Consider the following 20,865-nt stretch of genomic DNA (forward strand, 5'->3'; position numbering starts at 1 on the left):
GCGTCAGAACCAGGCCGCGAGCAGGTCGGCGTCGAAGACGAGCGGAGTGAGGCGGTGCTCCGGCGGTTCGGCGTCCATCAAATGCCGCACCAGGAAGTCCCACCTGCGCCGGTACACGTGGTGCTCGTAGCCGAGAAAGAGGTGCTCCCCGCCGGGGACGATCAGCATCTCGACGTCCTTGTCCAGGGTGATGAGCCGCTCGGCCAGGCGCATCGTGTGGTCGGGCAGGACGTTGGGGTCCATGCCGCCGTGGATCAGCAGGAGCTTGCCCGCCAGCCGGTCGGCCCTCGCCACGTTGGACACCCGGTCGTAGTCGGCCTCGCCGGGCATGCCGTGGTACAGCTCGGCGTGCCCGGCGTGCAGGTGCCGCAGCTCGTGCGTCCCGCAACTGGAGATTCCGGCCTTGTACAGGTCGGGATGGTCGAGCATGGCGCGCACGGCCTGGTGCCCGCCGGCGGAGATGCCGACGACACCCACCCGCTCGATGTCCATCCAGGGTCTTGTCCGCGCCAGTTGACGCAGCGCGGCGGCCTGGTCGCCGGCGTCGCCCAGGTTGCCGTGGGAGGCGTCGGCGAAGGCCCTGTCTCGTCCCGGTGAGCCCCGCCCGTCGACGGCGACCACGACGAAGCCGAGCGCGGCCATGGCTTCGGCCTCGTGGCCGAGCAGGCCGGGGTCGAAGGTGGGGTGGACGCGGTTGGTCTGAGGGCCGGGATACGGCGTGTCGATGACCGGGTAGCGCCCGGCGGGGTCGAAGTGGTGCGGCCGGTACAGCACACCGTAAAGGTCGGTGACACCGTCGGCGGCCTTGACCCGGAAGCGCTCCGGCGGCGTCCACCCGGTCGCGAGCAGGCGCGTGACATCCGCGCGTTCCAGCTCGACGAGCACGCGCCCGTCCCAGCCACGCACCGTGGTCACGGGCGGGGTGGCGGTGGTCGAGGCCGAGTCGACGAAGTACGCCCCGTTCGGCGCGACCGTCACGTCGTGGTCGAGATCGTCGCCGGTGAGCCGGGCGAAGCCGCGCCCGTCCAGTCCGGTCCGGCACACCGTACGACGGTACGGGTCGTCCGGGACGAGGCCCGCGGCCGTGAAGTACACCACCCGGTCCGTCTCGTCGACGTGCAGGATCTCCCGGACCGCCCACTCGCCGGAGGTCACCTGCCCGAGCAGCGCGCCGGTGCCGGCCTCGTACAGGTACAGGTGTCCCCAGCCGTCACGCTGGGAGTACCACAGCACCTCGGTCCCGCCGCCGATCACCTCGACCATCGGCGCCTGCCCTTCCGCCCACTGGTTGGGCGCCACGCTGGTGTCGCCGGTCTCGGTCAGCAGCGTCGTCACGTGACCGGTGACCGGGTCGAGACGGTGCAACGACAGGCTGCGTCCGTCGCGCGGCTGACTCAGGTAGTACACCGTGCTGCCGTCGGCCGCCCACCACGCCCACCGCGTCATCACCGGCGAGACCACGGACATGGGCAGGGGTTCGGCCGAGGCACGCGCCACGGCGCCGGTGGCGATGTCGAGCACGACCAGCTCGGCCAGCGGCACCCGCTCATCACCCGGGTGGGCATAGCGCTGCGTGTGCAGACGGGGCGGGCCGCCGTCCGCGGGCAGGGCCTCGATCCGGTGGTTACGGCGTACTCCGCGCTGATCAGTGCGATGGGTCAGCACGCGCGTCCCGTCCGGTGACCAGGTCGCGGCCGGCGGCATGGTCGGGAATCCGAGCTTGCGGACCAGGACGGAGTTCTGCCACCAGTCGGGCGCGGTCCCGTACTCGTGGTCCGGACGCCCGTCCGAGGTCAGCGCCCATTCCGTGCCGTCGGCCGGCCGGCGGACCCACAGGTTGTGGTCGCGGCGGAAGACCGCGTGCCGCTGGTCGGGCGAGGCGGCCTCGACGAAGGAGGCGGTCGGGCGCGGCTCACAACCTTCCAGCACGTACGTGTCGAGAGCGCAGCGCCAATGCCGGCCGAACGCGGCGAACTCCACAGCCCGGCCGCTCACCTGGATGGCCGCGAACGGCAGCGCCGCCGCGTCCACGTCCTGCCCGGATGCCGTCGCGAGCGCGGCGGCGAGCCGCTCATGGTCGAAGGCCGGCGCGCGGACGCCCGCTGCCGGGTCGACGAGGACGAACCGTGTGCCCGAGCGATACCAGAAACGGGCACCGCCGTCGGCCCACACCGGCCTGACCCGCCCTCCAGGGACCAGTGCGGAGCGGTGGTGGGGCAGCAGCTGCTCGGCCCTCTGGTAGGCCGTCACCTCAAGGTGTCTCATCTTCAAGGATCTCCTTCTTTTTTCAGTCACGTACGTGTGCGGGAGTACGACGGCGCAGGACGGCAAGGGCCAGCACGGCTCCGGCCACCGACAGCAGGGCGGCGGCGGTGCTCACCAGCGACATGGACGACAGGAAGGCCTCCCGCGCCACCTGCGCCAGACCTGCCGACCCCGTCCGGGCCGCTGTGCCGAGCGCCTCCGCCAGCGACGTCCTGGCCACGTGCGGCACGCCCGCGGGCAGAGCCGCGAGGTAGCCGGCCGACAGCAGGCTGCCCAGAGCGGCCACGCCCAGCGCCATGCCTGCCTGCTGGATGGTGTCGCTGACCGCTGAGCCCACCCCGGCGTGCTGCGGCGGGATGGCGCCCATGAGCGTGGCGAAGACACCGGGTGTCGCCAGCCCGGTGCCGATGCCCATGAGCACCAGCCCCGCGGCCAGGAGCGGATATCCGTCACCAGGGCCGATCAGCGCGAAGACGCCCTGCGAGACGGCGATCACCAGCATTCCCGCCACGATCAGCGTCCTGTTGCTGACGCGCTTGGCCAGCGTGGCGCCCACCAGGTTGAAAGCGGCCACGGCCACGGCCAGCGGCACGAACGCCAGCGCGGCCGTCATCGCGTCATATCCGAGCACCAGCTGGAGGAACTGCGTCAACGCCAGTTGCACCGCCGCGGTGGAGAACACCAGCAGCACCACCGATGCCGCGGCCCCGCTGAAGTTGCGATCGCGGAACATCGCCAACGGCAGCATCGGATGCGGCGCACGGGACTGCCACCGCACGAAGACGACCAGCGCGACGATTGCCGCTCCCAGGGCGATCACGACCGGAGCCGACCAGCCCTCGTGCGGCAGGGAGATGATCGCCCACACCAGGCCAGCCATCCCGGTGATGGACAGCAGCACGCCCAGCGGGTCGGCCCGCCGTGCCGGCCCCCGCGACTCCGGCACGACGGCGTAGGCGCCGACGCCGCCGAGCACGGCGAGAGGCACGTTGACCAGGAAGACCGACCCCCACCAGAAATGCTGGAGCAGCAGCCCGCCGAGGGTGGGACCGGCGACGATGCCGACCATGCTGACCATGCCCCAGATCGACATCGCCTTGCGCCGCTCGCTCTCGTCGAAGACGAGGATGAGGATGGACATGGTGCTGGGCATGGCCAGGGCCGCGCCCGCTCCCATCAGCGCGCGGCACGCGACGAGCTGCCATGGCTGATCGGCGAACACCGCCAGCAGGGACGCCCCGCCGAGCACGCCCAGCCCCATGATCAGGAGCCGGCGACGCCCGTAGCGGTCCGACAGGCTTCCTGCGGTGATCAGCAGCCCCGCGAACACCAGGATGTAGGCGTCGAGGATCCACTGGACGTCGGCCGGGCTCGCGCCCAGCTCACGCATGAGCGCGGGTATGGCCAGCGTGAGGATCATGTTGTCGACGCTGAGCACCAGCAGCGCCAGGCAGAGAACGCCGAGGATCGACCATCGGCGTGGATGAGCCATGAGACTTCTCCTGCATCGTTCGGGGCAGGACCGCCGCTGCGGTCCGTTCTGTGACGCCCTGAACGATGCGCGTCCGCGCTGATAACGACCTGACAAGGCGCGAGAAGCCACTGTCAGGCGCCGTCAGAGCGGACGCCGTCAGAACCCTGGTTCAGCCGTCCGACGCGTTTTCGCCGGCCTCAGCGGGTCGAAGCGCTGTCGTAGGCGCGGCGGGCCCGATCGACCGCGTCGAGGTTGGTGGCGGCCCATTCGGTGAGGTGGGCGAACAGCGGGGCGAGGCTGCGGCCGAGGTCGCTGATCTCGTATTCGACCCGGGGCGGGATCTCGGGGTGGTACGTCCGCACGATCAGGCCGTCGCGTTCGAGCTGCCGCAGGCGCTGGGTCAGCACCTTCGATGTGATCGTGGTGATCCGCCGTTGCAGCTCGACGAAGCGCTGCCGGCCGTACTCGTTGAGGGTCCACAGGATCGGGGTGGTCCACCGGCTGAACACGATGTCGACCACCGGGGCGATCGGGCAGGCCTGCTCCGGGTCGGCCGACGTGGTCGCGGCCTGCCCTGTCGTGTCGCCCATGCGGATCTCGGCCGTCCTGGGCGCGCCCACGCCGGCTGAGCAGAGGGTCAGCCCAGACGTCGAGAGGGTGCTGGGCCGGGCGCCCCGTACCTATGCCGAGTGGGCCCGCGCCAACGTCGCCGCCTTCCGGTGATCAGCACGCGATGACGCCGGGCCGGCCTCCGTGCCGCCCGGTTCCCGGCCGGCACGGCGTGTCCTCACCGTTCAGAAGGTCGCGATCGGGTTGACCGGGCTGCCGGACGTGCCGGCGAAGCGGGCCGGCGCGACCGCGAGGTGGAAGTCCCACTGGCCGAGCTCGGCAGCCGTCGTCGCGCACGCCTCCAGGTCGCAGTTGTCGAGCATCCACAGGCCCATGGCGACGAGGCTCACGGCGTGGACCGGCATCAGCACGTCGTCGTAGCCCGACGGCTGAACGTCCTGGGGGGTGTCGGCGCCGATCAGCGCGACCTGCCGTTCATGCAGCCACGGCAGGCAGGACGCGTGCCAGCCGGCCTGTGTGAAACCGCCGGCCGCACCGGCCTCGTGCCGGGAACGGCCATAGCCGGTACGCAGGAGTACCGCGTCGCCGGGCCGCACCCGTACGCCCTGGCGACGCTCGGCCTCCTCCAGGTCGTCAGGGAACACCCCCTGCCCCGGTTCCAGCCATGGCACCCCGCGAACCTTCGCGATGTCCAGCAGGACACCCCGCGTGATGATTCCGTTCGCCGCCGCCGTGACGGCCGCCCAGGCCGATCCCGTCGCGGCGTCGACGAGCGTGTGAGAGCGCCCGTTGTACATCGTGCCGTCCCAGAAGATGTGGCACGGCGAGTCGAGGTGGGTGAGCGTGTTGCCGTGGAAGGTGATGCCGAGCCGCTCCGACGAGAAGCCCCAGCGCCGGTCGGCGTGGAATGCGGATACCGGCATGTTCTCGGCACCCGGCATGTCGGCGGCGCACGGGCACGCGGTCGTCGACCGCTCCATGTCGTCCGGTACGGCGACCTCCCACGCGCACGACACACTCCTGCCGTGGCGCACAGCCCTCGCCGCCGCCAGCCGGACATCGTCGGTGATGTGATTGAGCGTGCCGAGTTCGTCGTCGTCGCCCCACCGTCCCCAGTTCGACAGCGTGTCGAAGTATCCGAGCACGTCGTCCTGCGTGGGCATCGATCGCTCTGCCGTCATCCCGGCATCGGCTCCTCCGGTTACGCGGCTCAAGGCGCCGCGGGCAGGCTGTCCCGCCGATGGGCGGGCTCGTCGGCGCGAGGTCACAGGCGGAACCCGGTCTGCAGGTGGACGACGGTGTCCTCCAGCACGGCGGGCAGATCGAGTTCGCCGCCCCTGCCGGCGCTGAGCCATGCCATCGTCATGGATCCGCAGAGCATGCGGGTGAGGCTGAGGATCTCCGGGTCGGTGGAGTCGCGTCCTGCCCGTTCGGCGAAGAGTTCGGCCATCGCCCGCATGCTGGTGGTCAGGCTGTCCATGTTCGCTGCCCACACCTCCGGAACGGTCACCACCAGCTGGGCCCTGTTCTGGATGTCCACGTGTTCCTGGCGGCTGGCGCCGGTGTCGTCGAAGGCGATGCGCACGGCGTTGAGCAGCGCGTCGACCACTCCGAGTTCGGCCGGCTGCTCCCGGAAAGCCTCGATACACGGCCTGATCATCATGAGGTCGTCGTCGAGCACGACCAGATCATGCTTGGTGGGAAATAGCGGAAGACCGTGCTCGGCCAGAGATCCGCGGCCTCCGCGACCTGCTCCACCGTGGTCGCGTGGTAGCCCTGCTCATCGAACAGACGCAGCGCGTGCCGCTGGATCTCCTGCCTGGTCCTGGCCCGCTTGCGTTCCCACGGCCCCTTCGGCGACGCGCTCTCGGCCAGCTCACTCATCCCCACGATCGCGATCCACTCCTCAAGCGGACGGCCCACAGCCGCAGCGGTCATCGTACGCCAGCACGCACGATGACCGCTGGCCTGGCGACGCTCGCACCCGACATCGTGGCGTAATTTCCCGTGTGAAGCAGGGCCCGCGTCCCGACCCTGGCGCAGACCCCGGCCGTCTTCGCGGGTGGCGGCCGATGGTAGGCTTCGCGGCCGGAGCGATCGTAGGACGATGTCCCACAAATCCACACGAGTGCCGCGGCCCACTTCGGTCCCTGGCCCCCGCAGAAGATTTACCCAAGGGAATTTCGTCTACCGCATTCCGTATGTATGATCGCACCGAAGTGGAGGGGAGTACTCCTTCGCGGCCACGTCGTCATCACGGACCCTTCCTCGGGACCCGGCGCGGTCGGTCCGCGGCGACGCGGGCGGAGAAGACCTCCGACGGACGTGTCAACGCCAAGTCGGAGGAGCTCTCATGCCCCCACCCATGCCTGTGCCCGCCTGGCTGTGGGCGGCCACCATCGCCGCCCTCCTCGCGCTCATCCTCCTCGACCTGATCATCGTCAACAGGAGGCCCCACAGGGTCACGATCGCCGAGTCGGCGCGCTGGATCGCCTTCTACATCGCCTGTGCCGTCGCTTTCGGCACCGGAGTGTGGATCTTCGGCGGCGATGACCAGGCCGCGGCGTACATCACCGGCTACATCACCGAGTACACGCTGAGCGTCGACAACCTGTTCATCTTCATGCTGATCATGGCGAGCTTCGCCGTGCCCGCGATCCACCAGCACCGCGTGCTGCTCATCGGGATCGTGATGGCGCTGGTCATGCGCGGGGTCTTCATCGCCGTGGGCGCGCAGGCCGTACAACGGTTCAGCTGGGTGTTCTGGCTCTTCGGCGGCGTGCTCATCTACACCGCGTGGAAGTTCGCCTTCAACAACAAGGACGACGAGGATTACGACCCCAACGGCGGCGTCGTACGGCTGGTACGCAGGCTGTTCCCGGTCACCGACGCCTACCACGGCTCGCGGCTGACCATCAAACAGGACGGCCGCCGCCTGCTGACCCCGATGTTCATCGTCATCGTCGCCATCGGCGGCGCGGACCTGGTGTTCGCGGTCGACTCCATCCCCGCGATCTTCGGCATCACCCAGGACGCCTACCTGGTCTTCGCGGCCAACGCGTTCGCGCTGATGGGGCTGAGGCAGCTGTACTTCCTGCTCGGCGGACTGGTGGAGAAACTCGTCTACCTCACCTACGGCCTGGCGGTCATCCTCGGCTTCATCGGCGTGAAGCTCGTCCTGCACGCCCTGCACAGCAACGAACTGCCGTTCATCAACGGCGGCGAGCACGTCACCTGGGCCCCTGAGATCAACAACTGGATCTCGCTGGCCTTCATCGTCACCGTGCTCGCCATCACAACGGTGGCCAGCCTGCTCAAGTCCAGGCGCGACACCCGCCTGGCCGCCACGCCGGCCGTGTCCGAGCCCGCCGACCGCGCCTGATCAGGGAGCAGGCTCGCCGGACGGCGGCGAGCCTGCCTCCGGCGTGGTGAATTCCCGACCCCGCCTTCTCACACCGAACCGCCGCGTCCGCGGAGCCACGTGACGGCATCAAAGCCCGCCACAAACCCGGCGCGCACTCCACCAAGGACCTGGTGGCCGTGTTCACCGCTCCGCCGCCGGCGCGACCCACGCGGACGTGCTGTTCGGTCCGGTGCCGCCGTTCCTCGACGTCCCCATCGGGACCGCGTCGCCCGAACGGTCGAAAGTGACGGCGGGCCGTCGCCTCAACCGCCGCGCCGCCGTCCGAGAGCGGCTGGCCCCGGCGGGCCGAAGTACGCAACAACGAACTCCGGCGGGACGCGGACGGCTACGTGCTGCTCACCTGGACGGTACGCAACCAGGACGGCCGTTCGAGCCCGTCGCCGACGTCCGATCTCCTGGGACCCCGCGCCGGCTGTGCCTCCGCGCGGCCGTGGCGGGCGGAGGCACAGCCGGCGGACCCGTGCTGTTCGAGGCCGTCCCTGTGCGGGTGGCTCGTCCTTGGGCCTTCCCACGACGAGTCGGCGGGTGTATCTGTTATGGAAATCGATTTGCATCGCGCGCGGTTCTTCGGACGACTCGATGAAGGGAATGCGGTGGCAGGTCAGAAAGGTCTCCCTCGAAGATCGTTCCTCGTAGGTAGCGGCCTGGGAGCCGCGGCGCTGCTGGCCGGTGGCGCGTCGCAGTTCATGACCGCCGGTGCGGCCTGGGCCGCGCCCGCGGGCGAACTGCACCAGGCAGCGCTGGCCAAGGGCCTCCGGTACGGCTCCTCGGCCGCGACGTGGCAGGTCCAGTCGGACTCCGCCTACGCGGCGCTGTTCGCCCGCGAGAGCGGGATGTTGCTCACCGAGGACGACCTGCTGTGGTACCGGCTCAAGCCGACGCAGGACTCACCTCTGGACTTCACCTACGGCGACCGGATCGTGTCGTACGCCGCCGGAAACGCACAGCCGGTGCTCGCGGCCCATCTGGTCTGGGACGAGGGGCTGGGCGACGGGTGGGAGCCGGACGCTCTGTACGACCTCGGCACGCAGGAGGCCCGAGACCTCCTCTTCGGGACGATCCAGCAGGAGGTCGCGCACTATGCCGGGCAGGTGACGGCCTGGGTGGTGGCCAACGAGGTGACCGACGGGCGTCGCAAGGACGCCAACGGGTTCTGGACGGAGGAACCCTGGTATCAGACGATCGGGCCGGCCTACGTCGAAGAGGCGTTCGCCCTCGCCCACCAGCACGACCCGGACGCTGTGCTCCTCATCAACGAGTTCGGGTTCGAGACCGGGCCCGACGCGATCGCTCGTCGGAGGTCGATGCTCAAGGCCATCGACCATCTGAAGAGCAGGAACGTGCCGGTGCACGCGCTGGGGATCCAGGCGCACCTGAACGCGGACGGGTTCGCCCGGGAGTTCGACACGGCGGCGTACCGGACCTTCCTGTCGGACGTCGCGGCGCGGGGGTTGTCCGTCTTCATCACCGAGATGGACGTGCAGGACGACGGGCTGGAGGCCGACATCCCCAGCCGCGACGCGGCCGTGGCGGACGTGTACGCGCGCTATCTGTCCGTGGCCCTCCAGGAGCCCGCGGTCAAGGTCGTGCTGAACTTCGGGCTGAGCGACCGCTATACGTGGCTGGAGGAGGACTTCCCGCGCCCGGACGGAGTCGCGCGGCGGCCGCTGCCGTTCGACGAGGACCTTCAGCCGAAGCCGGCGTACACGGCGATCCTGCGGGCCTTCGAGAACGCTCCGGCACGTCCGCCACTCTGATCAGCACCCTCCGGGCTCTGACCGGTGCGCCGGTCAGAGCCCGGCCCGTGGGGCCGCCCGCCCTACGTCGTGGAGCGCGGGTCGGCGCGGCGCGTCACAGCCGGTCGCCGTAGGTCTCGATGGCGTTGTCGCTGCTCACCCGCTGCCTGATCGCCGGCGGGAGCGCCGTCAGCGCGTGCCGCGGGTCGTCGAAGTCCCAGTGCGGGTAGTCGGAGCTGAACATCAGGGTACGGTCCGCGCCGGCGATCTCGCAGAGCACGTGCAGGTGGTGGCGGCGCTTCGGCTCCGGGAGCGGCTGCGTCGTGAACCGGACGTGGTCCACGATGTACTCGCTGGGCAGCCGTCTGACCCACGGCACCTCGTCGCGCAGGCCCCTGACGTTCTTGTCGAGCCGCCACATCACGTCGGGGATCCACCCCAGCCCGCCCTCGGTGATGATCACCTTGAGGTTCGGGAAACGTTCGAAGACACCGTGGCAGACGAGGCTGATCACGTTGGCCTGGAACACCTGGCTCAGCCCGCTGTGCCACTCGACGTAGTACGTCGGCGTCCCGCCCGCCATCGAAGGCGAGGTGCGGAAGATGCCTTCGCCCGAGTTGGGGTGCACGGCGAGCGGGATGCCGACCTCGCTCGCGGCCTCGTAGATCGGGTAGTAGTGCCGCAGCCCCATCAGCAGGTCGGTGAGCGGCAGCAGCACGCCGACGAAGCGCTCGTCCTCGGCGGCGCGCCGGATCTCCTGGGCCGCCAGCACGGGGTCCTGCGCACCGACCACGAGGTAACCGCGGTACCGGTCGTCGGCGTCGAACCAGGTCGTCGCGAGCCACTGGTTGTACGCCGAGGCGATCATCGCCGCGGCGTCCGGGTCGGGCATGGCCCCCAGCCCGAGCACCTCGCCCCCGATGAGCACCGCGCGGTCGATGCCGTGGCCGTCGAGCAGTTGCCGTGCCGTGAACGCCGGGTCGGCTCCCGGCGCGGACCCGTCCGGAGCGCGGGCGTCGTCGCGGAGCACCCCGGCCGGGTTGATGTAGAGCATGTTCCGCGGGATGGACACCGCCTCGCGATGCCCGATCGTGGTGAGGTCGCGGCGCTCGTCGAGGCCCAGGCGGCGCTGCTCGGCCTGGGACAGGAACGGCCGCAGCTCCCCCAGGCCGCTCTTGGTGACCGGGTGGACGTCGCAGTCGACGAGCCGGTAGCGGCTCGGCGCGTGCGTCCCGGCCAGGGGTTGGTCACGCAGGTCGGCCATGGGATCTCCTGTCCGGGCAGTGGTTGCCGAGATGACGCGGAACCGTCATAGTCATGGATAGCAAATCGATTGGCATCGCGGTAGAGAGTCAGTGGGTGGGCGCATGGAAGTTCGGGTCGGCAGCGTCGAGGACGTACGCCGCGACGGATGCCGGACCGTCGAGGTGAACGGGCGGCCGGTCGGCGTCATCAGCGTCGGAGAGAAGTTCTTCGCGATCAGCGACAGATGCCCCCACATGGGTGCGTCGCTGTGCAAGGGCTCGCTGGGCGGCACCTTCGTCGCCGCCGGCCCGCACGAGTACGTCTACGGCAAGGCCGGCCGGGTGATCCGCTGCCCCTGGCACGGCTGGGAGTTCGACATCGAGAGCGGCCGGTCGCTCCTGGAGCCGAAGCGCGTCGGGCTCAAGACCTACAAGGTCACCCAGGAGGACGGCGAGGTCGTGCTGCACGTGTGAGCGTCACCGCGCGCGGCCGGCGATGGACGGCGCGCCCGTGTGCAGGCCGGGTCCGAAGAACAGGAACACCACGAGGCCCTGGTGTCCGGTGTTGACGACCTCGTGGACGCGGGTCGCCGCGTCGTGGGTGACCACCAGCTCGTCCCGGCCGGGCTCGCCGCCGCGCACCTCGTGCCCGGCGAACCTGCCCTCCCCGGCCCAGGCGAACACGCTGTAGACGCCGGGCTCGCGCAGCCGGTGCACGCCGCGCGGCGGGAGGACGAGCCGCTTCCCCGCGTATTTGGTGGTGTTGTAGAAAACCCAGGTCTCCTCGCCGTCGCCGTCCGCGCCGTGCACGGGTTGCGGGCTGAGATGGCGGTTCTCGTAGAACCAGGGGTCGCCGTTGGTCTCCCAGTCCACGAAGCCGAGCGGGAACCGCTCGCCGTGCCGTTCGCGGTCCCGCGGGCGGACGTCCTTGAACAGCAGGTCCTTGGAGATGATCCGGCCGGCGTTCAGCGCCTGGAACATCGACAGGACGTCGGAGTCCTCCTGCAGTTCGAGGGTGAGGGCCGTGCCGGGCGCGTGCAGCACGCCGGACGGCACGTGGAAGCCCTCGCCGGCGACCTGGAGCTCGGCGCGGGCGTGCCGGAGGATGAGGTCGCTGTCCCAGTCGACGAGGTACGGCAGCAGCACCTCGTGCGCGGACCGCTCCGCGATCCACGGGTGCACGCCGAAGAACGTCTCCGGGTGCGCGCCCAGGTCGGCGCCCGGCAGGAAGTGGTACGACTCGTCCTTCGCGTTGCGGCCGACCAGCGCCGCGTATTCCTGGGGCGGATGGATGTGGTAGGGCAGCCGGTCGGCGTAGTCGAAGATCTTCGCGAGCCGGCCGAGCCCTGCGGGGTGTGCGGCGGCGTACGCCGCACCCATGATCGCCGCCGGGTCGGCGGCCACGGCGTCGCGCAGCAGGAGCCGCTCGCCGTGCTCCCCCACGACGTGGCTGAGCCCCTCGTCCTCGGGACCGACGGCGTTGTCCGCCTTCGTCGTCGAGGCGAGCCATCGCTCGCAGACGGCGCCGCGCTCCCCTGCGTCGTAGGCGTGCTCGGGAAGGCCCAGCCGCCGGCCCGGCGGCAGGAAGTCGCGCGCGACCCACGCCGGCTCGCACCTCAGCACGCCGTTCCCGGCTTCGAGCAGCCGGTCGAGCAGGTCCCGATCCGCCTCCGCCATGGTCACCCCTTGATCCCGGTGAGTGCGATGCCCTGCACGAACCTGCGCTGGAAGACGAGGAACACGATGATCATCGGCAGGGTCGCGATCACCGACCCGGCGAACAACAAGGTCCAGGACGTACGGTTCTGCACCACGAACAGGGCGAGCCCCACGGGCGCGGTGATCTTGTCGGGGCTGGACATGATGATCAGGGGCCAGAAGAAGTCCTCCCAGGCCCCCTGGAAGGTGAAGATCGCGTTCGCCGCGAGCGCCGGCCCGCACAGCGGCAGCACGACGGACCGGAAGATCCGGAACTCGCCCGCCCCGTCGATGCGGGCGGCCTCCAGCAGCTGGTCCGGGATCGAGAGCATGTACTGACGGAGGAGGAAGATGCCGAACGCCGACACGATCCCCGGCATGATCAGACCCCAGTAGGAGTCGAGCCAGCCGTGCCCGCCGCTCCCCATCCAGTCGTTGCCGCCGAAGAACGGGATGTGCTGGATGATCAGGTAGTTCGGGATGAGCGTGACCTGCCCGGGGACCATCATCGTGGCCAGGAACAACACGAAGATGGCGTTGCGTCCGGGAAAGCGGCGCTTGGCGAAGGCGTAGGCGCACAGCGCGTTGAAGAACGTCTGCAGCACGGTGATCGTGACCGCGACGAAGGCGCTGTTCGCGAACCACCGCCAGTCACCGTGCCCCTGGCCCTGCTGGGCCTTGGTGAGGTCACCGACGTTCAGGAAGCCCTTGTAGCCTTCCATCGTCGGGTCCTGCGGGATCCAGTGCGGCGTCGTGGAGAAGATCTCCCCCATCGGCTGGAACGAGGCGCTGATCAGCCAGGCGAACGGCGCCAGGAACAGGATGGCGAGCGGGGCGAGCACCAGGTAGGTGACCGTCTTCTGCCGCAGTCCGAAGTGGTTGCTCCCGTTCTGCGGTCTGCGGGCGGGCGCGGTGCGCTCCGGCGCCGCCTGACGCGCGCCCGCTCCGCCGGCTACGCCGCCCATGCGCCGGACTCCCGCCGGGAAAGGCGCAGCTGGAGCGCCGTGAACACGAGCAGCATGAGGAAGAGGGCGAACGCCAAGGTGCTGGCATAGCCCATGTCGAAGTACTTGAACGCCCAGAGATACATGTAATAGACCATCGTCGTCGTCTTGTTGACCGGTCCGCCGCTGGTCATCACGAAGATCTGGGTGAAGACCTGCAGCGAGCTGATGATCCCCATGACGAGCAGGAACAGGGTGGTGGGCCGCAGGGCCGGGATCGTGACGTACCGCAGGCGCTGCCACGCGCCGGCGCCGTCGATGCGGGCCGCCTCGTAGAGCTCACGGGGGATCGCCTGCAGCCCGGCCAGGTAGACCACCATCGAGAACCCGGTGCCTGCCCACACGCTCATCAGGACGACGGCCGGCATCGCGAGGTTCTTGTCCGACAACCACAACAAGGGATCGTCGATGATGTGCGCCTGCAGCAGGTAGTAGTTGAACAGCCCGTAGTCGCCGTTGTAGAGCCACTTCCAGAGGATGGCCGACACGACGAACGGGGTGACGACCGGAAGGTAGAACGCCATCCGGAACAGGCCGCGCATGCGCAGCGGCAGGTTGAGCAGCAGCGCCAGCAGCAACCCGGTCCCCATCGACAGCGGCACGGAGGCGCCGCTGAAGTAGATGGTGTTCAGCACCGACTCGACGAACCGCTCGTCGTGGATCATGTCGCGGTAGTTGGTCAGGCCGACGAACGGCTTGTCCGGCTCGATGATGCTCCACCGGTGAAAGGTCAGGTAGACGGCGAAGACCAGTGCCGCCAGCGTGAAGACCGAGAAGATCAGCATGCCGGGCATCAGGAAGACGTACGCCGACCGTTCCTTCCAGACCCGGGCCGGGAGGCTGCGCCGGTCCGGGTGCGGGAGCGCGGGTCCGGAGCCTCGCCGAGGCCATCGCCCTCCGGTCTTCACCGGCGCCGTGTCCGTCTCGGTCCGCACCAGCGGCTGCGCCATCACTGTCTTCCTTTCTCCGTACGCCGCCGGGCCGGGCCAGGCCGGTCCGGCGCACGCCCGGTCAGCCGCGGGCGAGGATCGCCCTGCCCTGCTGGGCGGCGTTGTCCAGCGCCTCCGCTGCGGTCTGGTCGCCGTAGATGGCCTTGCTGAGCTCCTCGTTGAGGATGGTCTCGACCCGCGGATACTTCGGGTTGGCGACCGTGCTCGCGACACCGCACTCCATCAGGTCGGCGAAGGGCTTGAGCACGGGCTTCTCCTTGGCGAGGTCGTCGCCGTCGAGCAGCGACTTCGTCGGAGGCAGCAGCGTACCCTCGGTCTTGTACGTCCACGCGGCCAGGTTGTCGGGCTGCGAGAGGAACTCCATCCACAACCACGCGGCGTCCGAGACCTTCGTCTGGTTGAACATCACCAGCGAGTCCCCGGCGAGAGTGGTCTTGCACCCGGCGGCCCCTTCGGGCAGCGGCGCCGCCGCCCACTTGCCTTCGATCTTGGGGTACTCGTCGGCGAGCGTGCCGGCGAACCAGGCGCCCGCCACGTACATCGCCACGTCGCCCTTCGCGAACGCCACGCGGCCGTCGTAGGAGTTGGAGTTGAGGTAGTCCTTCGGGGAGTACTTGGCGAGGTCCACGTAGAAGGCGGCCGCCGTCCTGCCCGCCGGGCTGTCGAAGGCGATGTCCTTGCCGTCCTTGGTCAGCGGTTCGCCTCCGGCCTGGTGGAGCCAGGGATAGTAGTAGTAGGCCGCCTCCGAGGCGAACATCTCGAAGCCGTACTTGCCGTTCGGAACGTCGGTGAGCTTCTCGGCGGCGGCCCTGAACTCGTCCCAGGTCTTCGGCGGGCCGTCTATCCCGGCCTCCTTGAAACGGTCGGTCCGGTAGAACAGGCCGGTCGTCTCGCCGTCGAAGGGCAGGCCCCACATCTTGCCGTTCCAGGTGACGAACGTCCTGAAGCCGTCGACGTAGTCGTCCGGCTTCACGACCTCGCTGCGGCTCATGTAGTTGCCGAGGTCGACGAGTGCTCCCCTGGCGGCGTAGTCGCTGGTGTCGCTGGCGTTGATGTAGGCGACGTCGGGGGCCGTGTTGCCGGCGATGCGGGTGCTGAGCACCTGCTGCGCCTGCTCTGCGGGGGCGTTCTCGAACTTGATGGTGATGTTCGGGTGCTTCTTGTGGAACTCGGCGGCCATCTTCTTCATCTGGGGCTCGTTGCCGACCCAGGAGAAGAACGTCACGGTCTGCGGCGAGGCCGGGTCCTTCACCGCACCTGTGCCCTTGCCGAGGTCGGTGTTCGCGTTCTTCGCCTCGCTTCCGCACGCCGAGAGGCTCAGAACGGTCGCGAGCGCCAACATGATGATCGCCGGGGCCGTCCAGGATCCATGGTTTCTCACCACACCGCTCCCTACTGTTCGCTCAGTGGAAGATCAGGGCTTCGACTGATGCAAATCGATTGGCGCCTGGCGGGCAGTCTCGCCAAGAGCTGTGCTTTTTGTCAATGGATTCACGGTGCGCCACCTCACATTGTGACGGCCCCGAGATCCCCGGAAGCGGGGCTGCCCGGCCACCTGGAGCGGTCCGACGGAGCGGTGCCGTACCGGCGCCGGTAGGCACGGCCGAAGTGCGAGAGGGTGTTGAAGCCGGCGGCGTGACACACCTCGGTCACGGACAACGACGTGGAGGCGAGCAGGGAGCGGGCGAAGCGCAGACGGCGCTCCTGGAGGTAGTGCTGGAAGGACGAGCCGGTGTACTCCCGGAACCGCTCGCTGAAGTAGTTCGGCGACAGGTGCGCCCGCCGGGCGGCGTCGGCCAGTGAGATCGGCTCCCGGAAGTTCCTGTCGACGTAGCGGACCGCGGCGCGCAGCTCGCCGGCCACGGCGGGACGGCCGGCCGCCGCCTCGACCGGCTGGCGCCGCGCCAGCTCGACCACCAGGCAGCCCACGAGCGCCTCGACCAGTCGCGCGCTGCCCAGCCGTGGCTCCTCGAACTCGGCCTGGAGCCGGCGCAGGTCTCCTTCCGCGGCGAGGAAGTCGTCGGCGTGCCACGGGAAGTCACCGGCCGAAGGCGGCCCCAGGCCGGCGAGCTGCCGTTCCATGAGCGCCGGGTCGATGACCGTGTTGTAACAGCCGAGCGGCTCGGGACCGGCCGGCCGGATGGCGTGGAAGTCCGCGGGCGACAGCAGGAAGGCACTGCCGCGGCCGATCGGACGCGCGACGCCGTTCACCACGTGGTCGGCCTCTCCCGAGACCACCAGGCACAGCTCGTAGTAGTCGTGCCAGTGCACGTCGACGGTGCGCAGCCGTGGGCGCATCACCCGCGCGCCACGGTCGGGGAGGAGCAGCGACTCGGTGCTGAACCGCTCGACCAGGTCGGTCATGGAGACCCGCCCCATCAAATCGTTTTGCCGCAAGATTCCCCGTAGAATACCCGCCATGTTGAGGAGCGAGGCTGCGTCCAGCCAACACTCTCGCGTGACGATCGCACAGGTCGCCAGCCGCGCCGGGGTGAGCCCCACGACCGTCTCCCACGTGTTGTCCGGCAAGCGCGCGGTCCGGGCCGCCACCCGGGGCACCGTGATGGAGGCCATCCGCGAGCTCGGCTACCGGCCGAACATCGTGGCCCGCAACCTGCGGACGCGGCGGTCGCACATGATCGCAGTCGTCGTTCCCGACATCACCAACCCGTTCTACGCCGTGCTCACCCGGGGCCTGGCGGACGCCGTCGACGCCGCCGGGCACGGGACCTACGTCTGCAACACCGACGGCCAGCACGACCGGGAGCGCAAGTTCTTCCAGGACGCCATGGACCGCGGCGTCGACGGCATCGTCTTCGCGTCCGGCGAGACCGCGTCACAGATCGAGCTGGAGGAGGTCGACCAGCAGATGCCCATCGTCTGCATCGGTGCCCAGCTCGACCATCCCCTCTGCGACGCGGTCATCCCCGACGACGAGACCGGTTCGCGCGCCGCCGGTTCCTTCCTGGCCGCGCGCGGCTACGAGCGGATCGCGATGATCCAGGGCCCGCCGCACTACGGCGTGGCGCGCACCGCGGGCTTCCGCTCGGCCATGCAGGTCGCGAAGCGGAAGGTCCCCGCCGAACGCCTGGTGCGCGGCGACTGGACCCGCAAGGGGGGCTACCAGGCCATGAAGACGCTCATGGCGCTCAAGGACCGGCCCGACGCCGTCTTCTGCGCCAACGACCTGATGGCGATCGGAGCGCTCGACGTGGCCCACGAGCTGGGGCTCTCCGTCCCTGAGGACGTGGCCATCGTCGGCTTCGACGACGTCGACGCCGCCACGATCGTGACGCCGCATCTGACCACGGTCCGCAACCCGGCCTACGAGGCCGGCGGCACGGCGGGCGACCTGCTGATGAGCCGGATGTCGGGCCGCTACACCGGTGCCGGACGCACCGTCGTGCTGCCCTGCCCGCTGATCGAACGCGGCACCGTCTGAGCGGCGGCCCCGGGCCGGCGGGCCGTCACGCGTCCGGGAACGTCACCACCGCCTTCACGAATCCGTCGGGCTTGTCGCGCAGGGTGGCGAAGGCGGCGTTGATCTCCTCCAGCGGGAAGCGGTGACTGACCAGGCCGTCCATCGGCAGCACGCCACCGGCGAGGAGGCGCATGCCGGCCGACATGCCGCGCATGATCACCGCGAGGTCGCGGAAGTGGGCGTTGACGATCGTGAAAGCCATCCAGTTCCAGTAGGCCAGCGGGAGGCTGCGGTCGGCGCCCTGGTGGAAGCCGACGATCGCGATGGTGCCGCTCATCCTGGTGGTGTCACCGCACGCCGTGAGCGCGCTCTGGGTGCCGGTGCACTCGAAGGTGACCTCGGCGCCGCGCCCGCCGGTGAGGGACCGTACGACGTCGGGCAGTGACTCCTTCGTCACGTCCACGGTCCGGGTCGCGCCGAGCCGCGCGGCGCGCTCCAGGGCGTCGGCGCGCGCGTCCGCCACGATCAGGTGCCGCGGCCCTCGCAGCGCGGCGAGCTTCTGCACCAGGTTCCCCATGAATCCGGCCCCGATGACGACCACGTCGTCACCCAGGCGGGGGTTCGCCGCCTCGACGGCGTTGACGGCGCAGGCGATCGGCTCCGCGAGCGCCTCGTCGAGCGGGCCGTCGCCCGCCGGGAAGGAGTGGTCCGCGCGCACGGCGACGTACTCGGCGAAGCCGCGTTCGGCGACCCAGACGCCGACCCGGTCCCCGACCGCCGGCGCCGTCACCTCGGCGCCGGCTCCGGCGACCACGCCGCTGACCTCGTGGCCCAGGTAGCGGGCCTCCCCCGCCGGCGGACCGGTCAGCCACTGGTCCAGGTCCGACGCGCACACGCCCGAGGCCGCGACGCGGACCAGCACCTCGCCCGGCTCGATCGGCGGGATCGGAGCCTGCTCGACCTCGAAGTTCTCGCGCCCGCGCAGCGCCGCGATCCTCACGGCAGCTCCCCCTCGTGGAAGACCACGATCGTGTAGACGCCCAGCGAGCCGAGGCGTACGACGTGGGCGCCGTCCTCGCGGGCCGGCTCCAGCGGTGTACGCGTCCCGTCGCTCGCCACCACGGTGGCCCGTTCCCGGGCCTCGGGCAGCCGCACGCGGAGCGGGACATCGGTGAGCACGCGCACCGCGTCGGCGTCGCGGTCGTAGTCGTAGTTGACCAGGTGCAGCGCGTAGGAGCCGTCGGCCAGGTGCTGGACGTTCGCCGCGACCGGCGCCGTGGTCTCGACCTGCCGCCCGTGCGGGAGCAGCTCGCCGGCCACGGCACGGTGCGCGGTGCGGACGTTCTCGTGCCGCGGCAGCGAGCGCGCCACCCGATCGGTGACGACGACCGTCCCGCCGGCCGCGAGATACCCCTCGACGGCGGCGGCCTGGGCCTCGGTCAGGGCGAAGACGTCCGGCAGGATCACCGTCGAGTACCGCAGCAGCGCCTCGGCGCCCGACCGGTCCGGCGCGGTGACGCCGTCCGTCCAGATCACCACGTCGTACGGCACCGCGGCCTCCGACAGCGTCCTGGTCACGACGCGGTACGGCACCACCACCGACTCGTCGCGCGCGTTGGCGGTGTTGTCGCTGACGTCCGCCTTGCCGATCAGCTCGCGCGTGCACCCGACGCTGAAGACGACCGCGACCTCGTTGACGGTCCGGCGCGCGAACAGCCGCTCGTGCTCGGCCAGAAACGTCTGGATCTCGCGGGCCGGTTCGTGGGGCGCGTAGAAGGAGTCCTCGATGACGCTGCCCATCCACGAGCCGTAGGGCACCGACATGTTCACGCCCATCGCCGCCGCCTCGAACAACGACAGCCGGAACAGGTCGTACCCCTTGCCCTTCCCGAGCAGGGCGATCAGCTCGGGAACGACCCCGCCGTACGGGTTCTCGACCACCACGACGTCCTTGTCCCCGGCGAAGGCCGCGACGTACCGGTACCACTCCGGCTGGCGGTACGTCGTGTTGCGCATCTCCGTGATGACCAGGTCGACGTCGTCGGCGAGGGCGAGGTACATCGGCTCGCAGTTGAAGAAGTTCCCGGAGACGATGATCTCGCGGCCCTGCGAGCGGGCGTACTCGCGGGCGTAGCCGGCGAGCTCGGCGAAGTACTTCTTGATCGACAGGCACTGGAAGGCGTAGTAGTCGCCGAACAGCGGCGCCGACTCGCGGCTCGCCTTGAAGTCGTGGCCCTGCGCGAGCAGCCACTCGCCGTAGTGGAAGGTCGCGAGGTCGGTCCCGTCGAGCACGGGGTCCACCGCCGGGAGCCCCTGGAGGTAGGCGCGGAACCCCTTCACGCAGTCCTTGCAGAAGCAGGCGCCGTACTGGAAGGCGCCCATCGGCAGCTCGGCCTCGTCGAGCTGGATGCCGTCCACGCCGGCGTCGATCTGGATCCTGATCACGGCTTTGAGGTACTCGCGCCAGACCGGGTTGTTGCGGTCCATGTAGAAGCACTGGTGCTCGCGATCCGGGCACTCCACCCAGTGCGCGTGGCAGGGCCGGCCGTGGATGTCGCGGGCCACGCACTCCTCGATCAGGTCGGTGACCCACTCACCCTCGGAGTTCACCAGCCCGCCGGGGAAGTAGTGTTCGAGCGGCTTCCAGAGCTTCGGGTAACGGTTGGACGAGAACTCGCGCAGCCCCATCCAGTCGCGCTTGCCCGCGCCGCGCAGCTCGTTGAGGGCCAGCACGGCGTCCTCCTGCTCGCTCAGCTCGACCGGGAACTCCCAGCCCTGAGCCTCGAACACGATGCCCAGCACCTTGATGCCCCGCTCGTGGCAGGCGGCGATGAACTCGCTGTCGTTGACGAAGCCGTAGAAGCGCGAGCGGGCGTCGACCGGGCCGAACGCCTCCTGCTCAAGGTAGGGCAGGGCCAGCGAGCCGCCGCCCATGGACGCCCACACCAGCATGGTGGCGCGGTAGTCGACGAGATCGTCGATCATGCGCAGACGGCGGGGCGGAAGACTCGGGTGGTAGCAGTGCTGGCGGGGAAACCAGGCGTCGAAGTAGACACCGCGGTGCATGGACGTCCCTCCT

At 69.8% G+C, this 20,865-nt stretch carries 19 protein-coding genes; 5 read left to right on the forward strand and 14 right to left on the reverse strand.

Going from position 1 to position 20,865, the window contains the following annotated elements:
* Positions 1-3: 3 nt before the first annotated feature.
* The 3 genes from GUY59_RS11815 to GUY59_RS11825 all read right to left on the reverse strand — a co-directional run bounded on the left by GUY59_RS11815 (position 4) and on the right by GUY59_RS11825 (position 4,329).
* Entirely contained in the window at positions 4-2,265 is a 2,262-nt protein-coding gene (locus tag GUY59_RS11815; RefSeq protein WP_138204568.1) for a S9 family peptidase, read from the reverse strand.
* Positions 2,266-2,287: 22 nt separating this feature from the next.
* A complete protein-coding gene (locus tag GUY59_RS11820) occupies positions 2,288-3,757 on the reverse strand; it encodes an MFS transporter (protein WP_138204570.1) in 1,470 nt (489 codons plus the stop codon).
* A gap of 179 nt (positions 3,758-3,936) precedes the next feature.
* Positions 3,937-4,329, reverse strand: coding sequence for a winged helix-turn-helix transcriptional regulator (locus tag GUY59_RS11825; RefSeq protein ID WP_138204572.1), 393 nt, complete (start codon positions 4,327-4,329; stop codon positions 3,937-3,939).
* Here GUY59_RS11825 and GUY59_RS49955 point away from each other — a divergent pair.
* Positions 4,328-4,462, forward strand: a complete 135-nt coding sequence (locus GUY59_RS49955; protein WP_269128764.1) for a hypothetical protein — start codon at positions 4,328-4,330, stop codon at positions 4,460-4,462. The genes GUY59_RS11825 and GUY59_RS49955 overlap by 2 nt on opposite strands.
* A gap of 71 nt (positions 4,463-4,533) precedes the next feature.
* On the opposite strand, the gene GUY59_RS11835 is transcribed toward GUY59_RS49955, so the two are convergent.
* The 3 genes from GUY59_RS11835 to GUY59_RS11845 all read right to left on the reverse strand — a co-directional run bounded on the left by GUY59_RS11835 (position 4,534) and on the right by GUY59_RS11845 (position 6,247).
* On the reverse strand, positions 4,534-5,490 hold the full coding sequence (locus tag GUY59_RS11835; RefSeq protein ID WP_236667062.1) for a cyclase family protein: 957 nt from the start codon (positions 5,488-5,490) through the stop codon (positions 4,534-4,536).
* A gap of 83 nt (positions 5,491-5,573) precedes the next feature.
* Positions 5,574-5,990: an acyl-CoA-like ligand-binding transcription factor gene (locus GUY59_RS11840; RefSeq protein WP_138204574.1), complete on the reverse strand. Its 417-nt coding sequence runs from the start codon at positions 5,988-5,990 to the stop codon at positions 5,574-5,576.
* On the reverse strand, positions 5,969-6,247 hold the full coding sequence (locus tag GUY59_RS11845) for a TetR/AcrR family transcriptional regulator (RefSeq protein WP_201760753.1): 279 nt from the start codon (positions 6,245-6,247) through the stop codon (positions 5,969-5,971). Before GUY59_RS11845 ends, GUY59_RS11840 begins: the two co-directional genes overlap by 22 nt.
* A 415-nt stretch (positions 6,248-6,662) precedes the next feature.
* On the opposite strand from GUY59_RS11845, the gene GUY59_RS11850 reads away from it, so the two are divergent.
* The gene (locus tag GUY59_RS11850) at positions 6,663-7,691 is read left to right on the forward strand and encodes a TerC family protein (RefSeq protein WP_330849157.1); all 1,029 of its coding nucleotides are present in this window, start codon (positions 6,663-6,665) and stop codon (positions 7,689-7,691) included.
* A 635-nt stretch (positions 7,692-8,326) separates the two neighbouring features.
* Entirely contained in the window at positions 8,327-9,490 is a 1,164-nt protein-coding gene (locus GUY59_RS11855) for an endo-1,4-beta-xylanase (protein WP_161714498.1), read from the forward strand.
* A gap of 94 nt (positions 9,491-9,584) precedes the next feature.
* Here GUY59_RS11855 and GUY59_RS11860 read toward each other — a convergent pair whose 3' ends face one another.
* A complete protein-coding gene (locus tag GUY59_RS11860) occupies positions 9,585-10,733 on the reverse strand; it encodes an amidohydrolase family protein (protein ID WP_138204578.1) in 1,149 nt (382 codons plus the stop codon).
* Positions 10,734-10,836: 103 nt separating this feature from the next.
* Here GUY59_RS11860 and GUY59_RS11865 point away from each other — a divergent pair, with 103 nt between their 5' ends.
* Positions 10,837-11,187, forward strand: a complete 351-nt coding sequence (locus GUY59_RS11865) for a Rieske (2Fe-2S) protein (protein WP_138204580.1) — start codon at positions 10,837-10,839, stop codon at positions 11,185-11,187.
* Between the two features lie 3 nt (positions 11,188-11,190).
* Here GUY59_RS11865 and GUY59_RS11870 read toward each other — a convergent pair whose 3' ends face one another.
* From GUY59_RS11870 to GUY59_RS11890, 5 genes are all read right to left on the reverse strand, one after another.
* A complete protein-coding gene (locus tag GUY59_RS11870) occupies positions 11,191-12,390 on the reverse strand; it encodes a hypothetical protein (RefSeq protein ID WP_138204582.1) in 1,200 nt (399 codons plus the stop codon).
* A gap of 2 nt (positions 12,391-12,392) precedes the next feature.
* Complete coding sequence (locus GUY59_RS11875) at positions 12,393-13,376, reverse strand: carbohydrate ABC transporter permease (protein ID WP_138204584.1); 984 nt, start codon at positions 13,374-13,376, stop codon at positions 12,393-12,395.
* Positions 13,364-14,365, reverse strand: coding sequence for a carbohydrate ABC transporter permease (locus GUY59_RS11880; protein ID WP_138204586.1), 1,002 nt, complete (start codon positions 14,363-14,365; stop codon positions 13,364-13,366). The genes GUY59_RS11875 and GUY59_RS11880 overlap by 13 nt, the downstream gene beginning before the upstream one ends.
* 61 nt (positions 14,366-14,426) lie before the next feature.
* Positions 14,427-15,746 (reverse strand): ABC transporter substrate-binding protein, encoded by a 1,320-nt coding sequence (locus tag GUY59_RS11885; protein WP_138204588.1) that lies wholly within the window; start codon positions 15,744-15,746, stop codon positions 14,427-14,429.
* Positions 15,747-15,871: 125 nt separating this feature from the next.
* Positions 15,872-16,762 (reverse strand): AraC family transcriptional regulator, encoded by an 891-nt coding sequence (locus GUY59_RS11890; RefSeq protein WP_161714499.1) that lies wholly within the window; start codon positions 16,760-16,762, stop codon positions 15,872-15,874.
* Positions 16,763-16,823: 61 nt separating this feature from the next.
* Here GUY59_RS11890 and GUY59_RS11895 point away from each other — a divergent pair, with 61 nt between their 5' ends.
* The gene (locus GUY59_RS11895; protein WP_161714500.1) at positions 16,824-17,807 is read left to right on the forward strand and encodes a LacI family DNA-binding transcriptional regulator; all 984 of its coding nucleotides are present in this window, start codon (positions 16,824-16,826) and stop codon (positions 17,805-17,807) included.
* A 25-nt stretch (positions 17,808-17,832) separates the two neighbouring features.
* Here GUY59_RS11895 and GUY59_RS11900 read toward each other — a convergent pair whose 3' ends face one another.
* Together GUY59_RS11900 and GUY59_RS11905 are read right to left on the reverse strand one after the other, a co-directional pair.
* A complete protein-coding gene (locus GUY59_RS11900; RefSeq protein ID WP_138204592.1) occupies positions 17,833-18,786 on the reverse strand; it encodes a zinc-binding dehydrogenase in 954 nt (317 codons plus the stop codon).
* Complete coding sequence (locus tag GUY59_RS11905; protein WP_161714501.1) at positions 18,783-20,852, reverse strand: hypothetical protein; 2,070 nt, start codon at positions 20,850-20,852, stop codon at positions 18,783-18,785. Before GUY59_RS11905 ends, GUY59_RS11900 begins: the two co-directional genes overlap by 4 nt.
* Between the last annotated feature and the right edge of the window lie 13 nt (positions 20,853-20,865).

This window comes from Nonomuraea sp. K271 (assembly GCF_009908215.1).
GTDB lineage: Bacteria > Actinomycetota > Actinomycetes > Streptosporangiales > Streptosporangiaceae > Nonomuraea > Nonomuraea longispora.